12 protein-coding genes are annotated in these 12,235 nt (G+C 72.0%); 9 read left to right on the forward strand and 3 right to left on the reverse strand.

The genetic code is table 11. From position 1 onward, the window contains the following. Positions 1–123: 123 nt before the first annotated feature. The 3 genes from DQW85_RS35515 to DQW85_RS35525 all read right to left on the reverse strand — a co-directional run bounded on the left by DQW85_RS35515 (position 124) and on the right by DQW85_RS35525 (position 3,893). Positions 124–1,581 carry a PQQ-dependent sugar dehydrogenase gene (locus DQW85_RS35515; protein WP_113704140.1) on the reverse strand — a complete coding sequence of 486 codons (1,458 nt, stop codon included), beginning with the start codon at positions 1,579–1,581 and terminating at the stop codon, positions 124–126. A gap of 60 nt (positions 1,582–1,641) precedes the next feature. Then, positions 1,642–2,742: a hypothetical protein gene (locus tag DQW85_RS46190; RefSeq protein WP_205315649.1), complete on the reverse strand. Its 1,101-nt coding sequence runs from the start codon at positions 2,740–2,742 to the stop codon at positions 1,642–1,644. Positions 2,743–2,864: 122 nt separating this feature from the next. Beyond that, a complete protein-coding gene (locus DQW85_RS35525) occupies positions 2,865–3,893 on the reverse strand; it encodes a LacI family DNA-binding transcriptional regulator (protein ID WP_113704132.1) in 1,029 nt (342 codons plus the stop codon). Positions 3,894–3,991: 98 nt separating this feature from the next. Here DQW85_RS35525 and DQW85_RS35530 point away from each other — a divergent pair, with 98 nt between their 5' ends. The 9 genes from DQW85_RS35530 to DQW85_RS35570 form a co-directional block, all read left to right on the forward strand. Further along, positions 3,992–5,230, forward strand: a complete 1,239-nt coding sequence (locus DQW85_RS35530; protein ID WP_113704133.1) for an amino acid ABC transporter substrate-binding protein — start codon at positions 3,992–3,994, stop codon at positions 5,228–5,230. Then, on the forward strand, positions 5,224–6,105 hold the full coding sequence (locus DQW85_RS35535; protein ID WP_113704134.1) for a branched-chain amino acid ABC transporter permease: 882 nt from the start codon (positions 5,224–5,226) through the stop codon (positions 6,103–6,105). The genes DQW85_RS35530 and DQW85_RS35535 overlap by 7 nt, the downstream gene beginning before the upstream one ends. After that, positions 6,089–7,081 carry a branched-chain amino acid ABC transporter permease gene (locus tag DQW85_RS35540; RefSeq protein WP_205315650.1) on the forward strand — a complete coding sequence of 331 codons (993 nt, stop codon included), beginning with the start codon at positions 6,089–6,091 and terminating at the stop codon, positions 7,079–7,081. Before DQW85_RS35535 ends, DQW85_RS35540 begins: the two co-directional genes overlap by 17 nt. Next, complete coding sequence (locus DQW85_RS35545) at positions 7,078–7,809, forward strand: ABC transporter ATP-binding protein (protein ID WP_113704135.1); 732 nt, start codon at positions 7,078–7,080, stop codon at positions 7,807–7,809. The genes DQW85_RS35540 and DQW85_RS35545 overlap by 4 nt, the downstream gene beginning before the upstream one ends. Beyond that, complete coding sequence (locus DQW85_RS35550) at positions 7,802–8,530, forward strand: ABC transporter ATP-binding protein (RefSeq protein WP_205315651.1); 729 nt, start codon at positions 7,802–7,804, stop codon at positions 8,528–8,530. Before DQW85_RS35545 ends, DQW85_RS35550 begins: the two co-directional genes overlap by 8 nt. Positions 8,531–8,648: 118 nt before the next feature. Beyond that, positions 8,649–9,125 carry a hypothetical protein gene (locus DQW85_RS35555; RefSeq protein WP_113704136.1) on the forward strand — a complete coding sequence of 159 codons (477 nt, stop codon included), beginning with the start codon at positions 8,649–8,651 and terminating at the stop codon, positions 9,123–9,125. A 32-nt stretch (positions 9,126–9,157) separates the two neighbouring features. Further along, the gene (locus DQW85_RS35560; RefSeq protein WP_275888286.1) at positions 9,158–10,045 is read left to right on the forward strand and encodes a DUF4231 domain-containing protein; all 888 of its coding nucleotides are present in this window, start codon (positions 9,158–9,160) and stop codon (positions 10,043–10,045) included. A 139-nt stretch (positions 10,046–10,184) separates the two neighbouring features. Next, on the forward strand, positions 10,185–10,367 hold the full coding sequence (fxsA, locus tag DQW85_RS35565; protein ID WP_113704138.1) for an FxSxx-COOH cyclophane-containing RiPP peptide: 183 nt from the start codon (positions 10,185–10,187) through the stop codon (positions 10,365–10,367). 17 nt (positions 10,368–10,384) lie between these two features. Beyond that, a partial coding sequence (locus tag DQW85_RS35570) for an FxsB family cyclophane-forming radical SAM/SPASM peptide maturase (protein ID WP_205315652.1) occupies positions 10,385–12,235 on the forward strand: 1,851 nt, incomplete at its 3' end.

Here is a 12,235-nt window from a genome sequence, read left to right on the forward strand (position 1 = left end):
CGGCGGCGGGCGACGCGGGCTTTGCCGCGACGACGGCGGGCGCGGGGGCGGCCGACGCGGCCGGTGCCAGTGGGAGTGTCAGCGCCGACGCCATGGCCACGGCGGGCACGAGGCCGCGGGCCCTCATGACCGGCTCCAGCGGGCTCCGGTGACCTTCCATATCCTGCCGTTGGCCTTGGACAGCACGTACAGCTCGCCCGCGCCGTCCACGCCGAACCGCAGGTCGACCCGCGCGTGCCCGGCCAGTTCGGCCATCGTCACCGGCCTGCCCGAGCCGTCCACCAGCTTCGGCTTGAAGATCGTGGCCCTTGCCGGCAGCTCGCGCCGCATGAGGGCGGCCCTGGTGAAGAACACCTGTCCGTCCACGATGTCGCCGAACACGTACAGCCCGCGCAGCGCAGGCAGCCGCCGGCCCCGGTAGACGAAGCCGCCCACGACGGCGTGCCCGCTGTCGGCGGTGCAGCTGTGACCGGGCGGCGGGTCGTGATCGTAGGCGGCCACCGGGTAGGTGTAGCCGTGCCGCGCGTCGTCGTCGGGCAGCGTGTAGAGGTGGCAGCGGTCGGCCCTGTCGAACACGAACGGGCCCTCCCGCTCGCTCCACCCGAGGTTGTCACCGGCCCGCACCTCGTAGACCGCCTCGATGGCGTGCTCGCCGATGTGTCCCAGGAACAGCCGGTGGCCCGCGCCCGGGTCCCAGCTGAACCGGTGCGGGTCGCGCATGCCGTACGCGTAGATCTCGCCGAGCGCGCCCGGCCTGCCGGCCAGCGGGTTGCCGGGCGGGATGCCGTACCTGCCGTTGGCGCCGTCCGTGCCGAGGGGGTCGATCCGGAGGATCTTGCCGTGCGGCACGGCCAGGTTCTGCGGATCGTCGCTCGACGTGCCCCGCCCGCCGTCGCCGACCGCGACGTACAGCAGGCCGTGGTCCTTGCCGTGGCGGCGCGCCGCCGGGTTGAAGTCGATCTGCTGGATGCCGTGGATCTGGCCGGAGAAGCCGAGCCTCAGCACCTCCCTGCGGGTGCCGCTGAAGGTGTCGGCCCGGGGGTCCGCGGCCGTCCACTCGGTGACGACGCCGTGGAAGCGGGTGTCGGGCTGCGGGGTGAGGTCGGGGGTCTTCGTGGTCAGCGCGGCGCCCCATTCGGTGTGCACTGTGTAGAACCTGCCGTTCCTGGCGAAGTCGGGATGCCAGGCGACGAAGCCGAACCCGCTGCCGAGCCCCCTGCCCGACACGAAGTCGGGCGCGAACGTGGCCGCGACGTCGAGGTACTCCCGCGGCTGCCGACCCTTTCCGTAGAGGTAGAGCTTGCCGTTCAGGTCGTTGGTGAACAGGCGCCGGGAGCCGTCCGGCAGCTCACCGAGGTAGTTGATCCTGGCCCAGCGGACCAGCCGCTGGTCGACCGGCGTGGGCGTCGTCTCCGTCTTCGGGAACGAGGCGAACTCCTCCAGCGTCAGCGTGAGGTTCGACGGGGTCGGCTTCTCGGGGATCGGATCGTCGATCGGGGCCACGTCCCGCGCGACCGCCTGCGGCGCCCACAGTACGATCGCGAGCAGCGCGGCGCCCAGGGGCCTCAAGAGGTTCGGCATCCTGTCCACCACCAGGGGCTCGGGGTTCGGGTTAGGCGCTCGCCGGTCGGGCGAGCGGTTTCAGCCAGGGGCGTCAGCGGGCCGTGCTCGCGGCGGGCGGTCACGGCCGTTCGGGGTGCCGCTGACGGTCAGCCCGCGCATCCTGCCGACGTTGTCGAACGAGCCGAACCCCACGCGGCCCGAGCCGAACGTGCGGTCCGTGGCCGTCATGAGCGGAGTCGGGGAGCCGTCCACGTACACCTCGATGCGGCCGGTGTCGGCGCAGTGGCGCACGCGGACCCGGTGCCACTTCGCGTCTGTCACCGCTGGGGGCGCGCCCACCCGCCCGTTCCACTGGTCGTCGATACGGAGCCGGTCGGCGTTGTCCACCACGAAGATCCCGTTGTGCGGGTAGATCGTGTTGTCCTGGGACAGGTGGACGTAGTAGAACTCGGTGTCCGACCGGTAGCCGAACACCACGATCACGTCACGGTCGCTGACGCTGGTCGGGGTGTCGAGGCGCACCTCGGCGTCGATCTGGGCCGAGCCGAACACCGGGCCCGTCCTCAGCACCGCGTACTCGAACGGCCTGCGCGGCCCCGGCCTGGCCACCCCCTGCTCGGCGAGGATCACCTGGTGGCCGGGGAAACGCCACTTGGCCGGTGTCACGGGGGCCCAGTTCCGGGCGGCTTCCACCCTGCCGACCACCACCGGCCCCGGCCCGCACACCCCCCGCTCCTCCGGCCCCGGCCCGCTTGGGGATCCCCTTCCCCCGGCGCCCTCCCGCCCGTCCCCGCTCCCCCACACTCCCGTGTCGCCGTGCGCGTCCGGGATGCCGTGCCCGTCCGGCCTGCTCCGTGCGTCCGGGATGCCGTGCGTGTCCGGCCTGCCTTGCGCGTCCGTCCTGTCCTGCGCGTCCGTCCTGTCCTGCGCGTCCGTCCTGTCCTGCGCGTCCGTCCTGCCCTGCGCGTCCGTCCTGCCTTGCGCGTCCGTCCTGCCTTGCGTGTCCGGGGTGGTCCGCGGGTGCGGGGTGTGCTGTGCGGGCGGGCCCGGCTGTCCGTCGTGGGCCGATGGGGTGTCCTGGCCGGTCCAGGTGGCGGGGACGGGGCCGGTGGCCTGGGCGGGAGCCGGTATGGCCAGCGCCAGGACGGCCGCGACGGTGAGGGTGCGGAGGGCTGTCATCCGGGGTCCTTCCGGCCGGCGCGTGGTCGTAAGCGCTTCCGAAAGCGCTTTCGTGGCCTCCGGCGCATCGTAACCCGGGAGATCGTCCTGTCAATACCCGCCACTCCCTGAAAGGCGGGGTGTCAGGGCGCGGGGGCGGTGGAGGCGCGGATGACGAGCTCGTGCGGGGTGCGGCGGCGGCGCGGGCGGGAGGCCGGGGGCTTGAGCACCAGCTCCAGCGCCTGCCGCCCCATGCCCACCATGGGCAGCCGGACCGTGGTGAGCGCCGGATAGACGTCGCCAGCCACCGGGATGTCGTCGAACCCCGCCACCGAGATCTCCTCCGGTACGCGCCGGCCGCTGTTGAGCAGCCACGACAGCGCCCCCACCGCCATCGGGTCGTTCAAGGCCACCACCGCCGTCAGCTCGGGGTGGGCGCGCACCAGCCGGGCGGTGGCCGCCGCGCCGCCCTCGCGGGTGAAGTCGCCGTGCACCACCGGGATCGAGCGCCAGTCGAGCCCCGCAGCGTCCACGGCCAGGCGCAGGCCGGCGAGCCGGTCCTCGACGGTGGTGAGGTTGGCCGGGCCGCCGAGGACGCCGACGCGGCGGTGGCCGAGGTCGAGCAGGTGCCGCATCAGGGTGGCGCCGCCGTTCACGTTGTCGGGCAGGACCGCGTCGACCGGCAGGTGGTGGCGGCCGATCACGGCGACCCGGCCTCCCGCGGCGGTGAAGGAGCGCACCTCGGCGGCGATGTCGGTCTCGGTGCTCGCGTCGACGTAGCCGGATCCGGCCAGCACGATCGAGGTGACCCGGTGCGCCCGCAGCGCGCGGATCCTGGCCAGCTCGGCGCGCGGGTCGCGCTCGGTCTGGCTGATCAGCGCCAGGTAGCCGCGGCTCTCGGTCTCGCGCAGCACGCCCCGGGCGATCTCGCCGAAGTAGGGGTCGCCGACGTCGTGCACGATCAGCCCGACCATGGACGCCTGCCCGCCGGCCAGCGCTCTGGCGTGGCTGTTGGGCACGTAACCGACCTGGGAGGCGACCGCCTGGACGTGCGCGGCGAGCGAGGCGCTCACGCCGGTGCTGCCGGTCATGGCCCGCGAGGCGGTCGCGAGCGACACCCCGGCGGCCCGTGCCACGTCGATGAGGCGGGGCGGGGAAGGTCGGTCAGTCATGCGCGCGCACCCCTTGTCCGCCGCTGGATCACGTGCAATCGTAACCGAAAGCGCTTGCGAAAGCGCTTACGCGCTGCCTCTCGACGGAGGTCCTCTCGATGGCATTGGTTCTCAAGGGCCTGGCGATCCTCACGATATGCAGCTTAGGACTGGCTGCGTGCGCGAAGACGGACGAGCCGGGCGCGACGCAGCAGCAGGCGGGGCAGCCGCCCGGGCCGGTGAGGATCGGCATCTCGCTCCCGCTGACAGGCGACTTCGCCGAACCGGGCAAGGGCATCCAGGAGGGTTACCAGGTCTGGGCCGACCGGGTCAACGCCAAGGGCGGGCTGCTCGGCCGCAAGGTCGAGCTGATCTTCCGGGACGACGCCTCCGACCCGAACCGGGTCAGCTCCGACTACGAGTCGCTGATCACCCAGGACAAGGTCAACCTGGTCTTCGGCCCGTTCTCCTCACGCCTGGTCATCCCGGCGGCCAAGGTCGCCGAATCGTACGGCATGCTGTTCGTGGAGCCGGCCGGAGCCGCCAAGGAGGTCTTCGAGCAGGGCTTCACCCGGCTGTTCTACGCGGCGCCCGCCATCGCCAGCGACCACTACAACTACCTGGCCGACCACATCGCCAGGCTCCCCGCCGGCCAGCGGCCGAAGACGGCGGCGTACGCCAGCCTGGACGACCCGTTCGCGCAGGGCACCGCCTACGGGCTCAGGGACAGGCTCGCCGCCGCCGGCGTCAGGACAGTGGTGGACGAGGTGTACCCGCCGGAGACGACGGACTTCGCACCCATCGCGGCGAAGATCGCCGCGGCCAAGCCGGACATCGTCGTGGGCGGCACCCAGTTCGAGGACTCCGTCGGCCTCGTCCGCGCGCTGCAGGAGCTCAAGGTGCAGCCCAAGCTGGCCGCCTTCTCCACCGGCCCGACGCTCGCGGAGTTCCCCGCCGCCGTCAAGGGCGCGGCCGAGCACATCGTCTCGCCTGTCGGCTGGTCGGCCCGTTCCGGCTTCCCCGGCAACGACGAGATGGTGCGGCGCTACAGGGAGATGTTCCGCGGCGAGGCCAACGAGGACGCGGCCAACGGCTACACGGTCGGCCAGATCGTCGAGGCGGCCGTGAACGCCGTCAAGTGCGCCGAGCCCACCAAGGAGTGCCAGGACGAACTCGCCCGGCACATCAGGCAGGGCACGTTCGACACGGTCGTGGGCCCGCTCTCCTTCGACGACAAGGGCAGGCCCGAGCAGGCGCACATGATCCAGCAGTACGTCGACGGCAAGGTGGAGATCGTGCTGCCCGAAGGCTCGAAGGCGCAGACCGCCAAGCTCGTCTACCCCAAGAAGGAATGGTGAGCCTCCTCCTGCAGGGGCTGGCCCTGGGGGTGCTGACGGGCGGGCTGTACGCGCTGCTCGCCTCCGGCCTGTCGCTGTACTTCGGGGTGATGCGGGTGGTCATGGTGGCGCACCCGGCGTTCCTGTTCCTGGCCGCCTACCTCGCCTACACGATGCACACCGCCTTCGCCGCCGACCCGTTCCTGACGCTGCCGGTGACCGTTCCCGTCTTCTTCGCGCTGGGCGTGGCGGTCCAGCGGCTGCTGCTCGCCCGGCTCGCCCCCGACAACCTCGCGATGATGTCGGTGCTGCTGACGTTCGGCATCGCGCTCACCATCGAGGGGCTGCTGGGCACGGTCTACACCGGCTCCTACAAGTCGATCAGCATGGACTACGCCACCCGGTCGCTCACCGTCGGCGGGGTGCACCTGCCGTACGACAAGATCATCGCCTTCTTGGTGGCGGCGATCACGCTCGCCGCGCTGTTCGCGGTGCTGATCAGGAGCCGGTTCGGCCAGGCGCTGCGCGCGACCATCCAGCACCGGGAGGCCGCCAGGCTGGTCGGCATCCACACCGAGCGGGTCGCCGGCTACGGGTTCGGCGTGGGCCTGGCGACCGCGGCCGTCGGCGGCACCGTGCTGGCGCTGATCACGCCGTTCCTGCCCGCCTCGCACTGGGCGTGGATCGGCAAGCTGATGGCGATCATCGTGGTGGGCGGGCTGGGCAGCGTGGCCGGCGCGGCGCTGGCCGCCGTCGTCCTGGGCGTGGTCGAGGGGCTCGTGCTGGTCACGATCGACGCGACCTGGGCGACCATGATGTTCTACGTCTTCCTCTTCCTGACCCTGCTCGTACGTCCCCAGGGGTTCTTCGGAGGCCGGCTTGCGCATCGCTTCTAGAGGGCTCCTGGTGCTGGCCGCCGTCCTGGCGGCCGGCTACCCGTGGATGGTGCCGAACTACTACCTCGTGTACGCCGGGGCGCTCACCGTGATGTACGCGGCCATGGCCACCTCCTGGAACATCCTGGGCGGCTTCACCGGTTACGTCTCCATCGGCCACTCGGCGTTCTTCGGGCTCGGCGCGTACGGCACCGGCCTGATGGTCACCAGGTGGGACCTTCCCTGGACCGCCGCCCTCCCGGCCTCGGCGCTGCTGGTCACGGCCTTCGCCGTGCTGGTCGGGATCGCGGCCGTCCGCGTGAGGGGCGCGTCGTTCGTGATCGTGTCGATCGCGCTGGTGTCGATGACCAACCTCGTCGTGCAGGGCTGGCGCTCGCTCACCGGCGGCTCCACCGGCCTGCAGGTGCCCTCGCCCTTCCCCGGCCTGCACCGCGGGCAGGGGCACATCGTGTTCTTCTACCTCTTCCTCGCGCTGCTCGCCCTGGCGCTGCTGTCCTGGTGGTTCATCGGCCGGTCCCGGTTCGGGGCGGGGCTGCGGGCGATCAGGGAGGACGAGGACAAGGCCGAGTCGCTGGGCGTGCCCACGGCCGCGCTGAAGGTGGCCGCCTTCGCCCTGTCGGCGCTGTTCGTCGCGCTCGCGGGCGGCCTGTACGCGCTCTGGTTCGGCAGCCTCGACCCGATCTTCGTCTTCTCCATCCTGACCTCCTCCTACATGGTGCTGATGAGCCTGCTCGGCGGCGTCCGCCACCTGTTCGGGCCGCTGCTCGGCGCGCTCATCATCGCGCCCGCCGGCGAGTACTTCCTGATCGCGCTGGGCGAGACGCAGATCCACCTGACCGCGACCGGGGTGCTACTCGTGCTGGTCGTGCTGTTCATGCCGGAGGGCATCATCGCCAGGCTCGCCGGGAGGCGCGCCGGAGCGCCGTCCATCCCGGAGGAGAGCGCCGGACAGCGGCTGCAGGGGGTGGCGCGATGACCTCGCTGCGCACCGAAGGGCTGACGAAGGCGTTCGGCGGCGTCCTGGCGGTCGACGGGGCCACCGTGGAGATCCGCGACGGCGGGATCAACGGCCTGATCGGGCCGAACGGCTCGGGCAAGACCACGTTCTTCAACCTGATCACCGGCATGATCAGGCCCGACTCGGGCCGCGTGTCCTACCGCGGCCGCGACATCACCCGGCACTCCCCGCACCGCGTCGCGCAGGCGGGCATCGGCCGCACCTTCCAGCTCTGCCGGATCTTCCCCCGCCTGTCGGTGCTGGAGAACATGCTGGTCGCCGTCCGCCGCACCCGCCTGCGCGAGCTGCTGGCCGGCCTGCACGACAGGGGCGAGGTCGAACGGGCCCGCCACTGGCTGCGCCGCATGGGCATCGACCACCTGGAGCGGGCCGAGGCCCGTGACCTGTCGTACGGGCAGCAGAAGCTGCTGGAACTGGCCGCCGTCCTCATGGCCGAACCCGAGCTCGTGCTCCTCGACGAGCCGGCGGGCGGCGTCAACCCCGCGCTGATCGACCGGCTCGTCACGCTCGTCCGCGACCTGAACGCCGAAGGGCACACGTTCCTGGTCGTCGAGCACAACATGGACATGGTGATGGGCATGTGCGACCACGTGATCGTCTTCGACCGCGGCGCGCCCATCGCGGAGGGGCCGCCGTCGATCGTGCGGAGCGACCCGCGCGTGCTGGAGGCGTATCTCGGTGTCTGAGGCGGTGCTGTCCCTGGAGGACGTCGAGGCCGGGTACGGCAGGGCGGCGCCCGTGCTGCGCGGCCTGTCAGTGACCGTGGGCGCGGGGCAGGTGGTCTGCCTCGTCGGCCCCAACGGCGCGGGCAAGTCCACCGCGCTCAAGGTCGCCAGCGGCCTGCTCGCCCCCCGCTCCGGCAGGGTCGTGCTGGCCGGGCGGGACGTGGCGGGCCTGTCGCCGCAGCGGCTGCTCGGTCTCGGCCTCGCCCACGTGCCGCAGGGCCACAGCGTGTTCCGCGAGATGACGGTGGCGGAGAACGTGCGCCTCGGCGGGTACACCGTGCGCGATCCGGCGAGGCTGGCGGAGCGGGTGGAGGCGGTCAAGGAGCTGTTCCCCGTGGTCGCCGAACGGTGGGGGAGCATGGCCGGGCTGCTGTCCGGCGGGCAGCAGAAGCAGGTCGAGTTCGCCCGCGCCCTCATGCTGGAGCCCAAGGTGGTGCTGCTCGACGAGCCGTCGATGGGGCTCGACCCGCGCGCCACGCGGGTCGTCTTCGACCAGATCGACCTGATGCGCCGCACCGGCGTCGCCGTGCTCCTGGTGGAGCAGAACGCGCGGCGGGCGCTGGAGACGGCCGACGTCGGCTGCGTCCTCGACCTCGGCCGCGTGCACATCTCCGGGCCCGCCCGCGACCTGGCCGCCGACCCCCGGCTCGGCCGCCTCTACCTCGGCGGCGCCGCCACCTGAATCGCGCCGCCACCCGAACGCGGGCCGGTCGGGGTGTGCCCGCGGCCTGGACGCGGGACACATCAAGGGGAGGCGGTTCCGCCGGGGAGCCGTTCCACGCGCCGGAGCAGGAGGACGCATGCGCATCGCGATCAGCGGGCACCGCGATCTGAGCAGGGAGACCGCGGGCCTGGTCCGCTCGGCGATCCGCGAGATCCTCCAGCCCTTCACCGCGGACCTGGTGGGGGTGTCGTGCCTGGCTCCCGGCGCGGACCAGATCTTCGCCGACGTGGTGGTGGAGCTGGGCGGCCGGTTGGAGGTGGTGGTGCCCGCGCGCCAGTACGGGCGGCGGCTGCCCGCCGCCCACAGGTCCGCCTACGCCCGCCGGCTGAGGCACGCCGCGAGCGTGCGGAGCCTGCCCTTCGAGCTGCCCTCGCCGCGGGCGTACGCGTCGGCCAACGGGCTGCTGCTGGAGGGGGCCGACCTGCTGCTGGCGGTGTGGGACGGCCGGCCGCCCAGGGGAGCGGGCGGCACCGCCGAGGCGGTGCGCGACGCCAGGGCCAGGGGCATGGAGGTGCGGGTGATCTGGCCGGAGGGTGCCCTGCGCGTGCCTTGACACGGCGAACGTGCCGGGTTCCTCTCGGAATCGTGGACGAAGAAGCGCACTATCCAGGGCTGTTTCGCCTCGCGGATCGCAGCGCGATGATCGGTCAACGCCGGTTCTTCGTCACGACCGTGCTGCGGCTGGGATCACTGGCGACCGCCGCCGTCTTCGGCACCTTCAGCATCGAGAGCGGCAAGGTGGACATCGCGGCACTGATCACCGGCTCGGCCCTGGCGGCCGCGCTCGTGGTGGAGGTCTACCTGCTCACCGCCCGGCCCGACAGGCACTGGTTCGAGGCCAGGGCGGCCGCGGAGTCGGCCAAGACGCTGGCCTGGCGCTATGCCGTCGGCGGTCAGCCGTTCGACCTGAACGGCGGGCCGGACGACCCGGACCGGCTGCTGCTGGGACGGATGCTGCAGATCGTCCGGCAGATGCGCGGCTTCGCGCCCGTGCCGTTCGAGGAGGAGAGCCACGCCGTGACGGCGGAGATGCGGCGGATCCGGGGGCTCCCCCTGGCCGAGCGGCAGGAGCTCTACCGCCGCGGGCGGATCCAGGACCAGCGGCTGTGGTATCGGAGCAGGGCGCTGACGAACGAGCACCGGGCGATCGGCTGGTCCGTCGCGCTGGCCTCGATCGAGGCGATCGGGTTGATCGCGGCCGTGCTCGGCGCGGCGCGGGTGATCGACCTGGACGTTCCGGGCATCGTGGGCGCGCTGGCCGCGGCGGGGATCGCGTGGACGCAGACCAGGCAGTATCGCCAGCTAGCGCAGTCGTACGCGCTGGCCGCCTTCGAACTCGGCACGGTCGCCAACGAGGACCACTGGCCGGTGTCGGAGCCGGAATGGGCGCATTTCGTGGACGAGGCCGAGGAGACCATTTCCCGGGAGCACATGCTCTGGGCCGCGTCTCACAGTTTGGTATCGGATCTTTGACTTGGTGTCGGGGGCTGCTTTTCGGACGGTTAAAATACATTGACCAGGACAAACGGTCAAGGGTACGTGCCTGCAAAAGGCCGGCCACTAGACTCCCTGAGGGGCACTACCTCAATATGACTCCTCGAAGGTTGAGACCATGACGACAACCGACCGCTCACAAGGCGGCCTCATCTCGGATCTGGCGGACTTCGCTGATCTGCCGCTTTCCGAGATGGAGTCCGTCGGGGAGGCGGAGCTGGCTCTCGTGCTGAGCCGCATCATGCCCGAAGCCGGGAAGGGTCGTCGAGTGCCTGTGGCCGCTTTCAGCTCGTCCATCTAATATCGGACACCACGGCCATGCGTGACATAACCGCTCCTTTTTCACAATTTATCGTAAAAGTGCACAGTAGGTGTGATCTCGCCTGTGATTACTGCTATGTGTACACCAAGGCCGATCAGTCCTGGAGATCGCGACCGCGCGTGATCTCCGACGAGACCGTCGACCGCGCCGCGGCCCGCATCGCCGCCCACGCGGCGTTGCACGGCCTGGACAGGGTCCACATCGTCCTGCACGGCGGCGAGCCCCTGCTCGCCGGTCCCGCCAGGCTCGGCAGGGTCCTGTCCTCGCTCCGGGACGCCCTGTCCGGCGTCTGCGTGCCCGACATCCGAGTCCACACCAACGGCGTCCTGCTCGACGAGCGGTTCTGCGACCTGTTCGCCGAGCACGGCGTCCGGGTCGGCGTGTCGGTCGACGGGGACCGGCGGGCCCACGACCGGCACCGCCGCCACGCCGACGGGCGCGGCAGCCACGACCAGGTCCTGGCGGCGGTGGAGCTGCTGAGGAGCAGGCCCGAGCTCTACGGCGGCATCCTCTGCACCATCGACCTCGACAACGACCCCCTGGCCGTCTACGAGGCCCTGACCGGCCTGCGGCCGCCCCGCATAGACTTCCTGCTCCCGCACGCCACCTGGGACTCGCCGCCCGAGCGCCCGCCGGGACGGCCGACGGCCTACGCCGACTGGCTGCTGGCGATCTTCCACCGCTGGGAGGCGGAGGGCAGGCCGGTCCAGATCCGTCTCTTCGAATCGATCATCCGCACCACGCTGGGCAGGTCCAGCCTCACCGAGGCGATCGGCCTGGAGCCGAGCACCCTGGTCGTCATCGAGACCGACGGCTCGTACGAGCAGGTCGACTCGCTCAAGGTGGCCTACGAGGGCGCTCCGGCGACCGGCATGGACGTCTTCAGGCACGATCTGGAGGAGGTCGCCCGGCACCCCGGAGTGGTCACCCGGCAGTCGGGGCTCGCCGGCCTGAGCGAGATCTGCCGCGACTGCGCCGTGGTCGACAGCTGCGGAGGGGGGCTCTACCCGCACCGCCACCGCGCCGGCTCGGGGTTCGCCAACCCCAGCGTCTACTGCGACGACCTGTACGAACTCATCACCGAGGTGCGCGGGGCGACGAAGATCCACCGCCACGTCCTCCCGGAGAGCACGCTCGACGCGCTGGGCGACGGCCTGGGCGGCGCCCGCGACGTCCAGTGGCTCGCCGCCTCCCAGCGGAGCGTGCTGCTCGCCCTGATCGCCAGCCTGCGCACCCGCGCGGAGGCGCGCGCCGCGTGGGAGGTGCTGGTCGGGCTGGAGTCGAGAGCGCCGGCCGAGCTGCGGCGGGTGCTCGCGCACCCGTACGTCCGGGCCTGGGCGGTGCGCTGCGTGAAGGGGGAGAGCCCGGCCCGCTACCTCGCCAACGTCGCCGCCGCGGCGGCGCTGCGCGGCGGGGTGGACGTCGAGCTGGAGGTGCTGGCGCACGACGGCGCGGTGCACCTGCCGACGGTGGCGACCCTCGGGCCGGTCCAGGGGGAGACGGCCGTGCTGACCGCCGCGGCGGGCCGGTTGCTGCTCGACCGGCGCGACCCCGGACGGCGTCCGGCGCGCACGCTGCGGTCCGGCACGTTCGAGATCCTGCTGGAGGACTCCGATCCCTACCGCGACTGCCACCAGTGGCCAGTGGCCTCCCCGCTGACCGGCGCGGAGGCGGCCGCCTGGCAGGCGGCCTTCGACATCGCGTGGCCGCTGATAGAGCGGCGCCATCCGGCCTACGCCGAGGGCATCCGCGCCGGCCTGTCGACGCTCACCGTGCTGGTGCCGCCGCCGCCCGGACGCGACGCCAGCGCGACCGCCCGGCAGGCGTTCGGCGCCGTCGCAGCGGCC

Origin of the sequence: Nonomuraea lactucae, assembly GCF_003313395.1 — a bacterium.
Lineage (GTDB): Bacteria > Actinomycetota > Actinomycetes > Streptosporangiales > Streptosporangiaceae > Nonomuraea > Nonomuraea lactucae.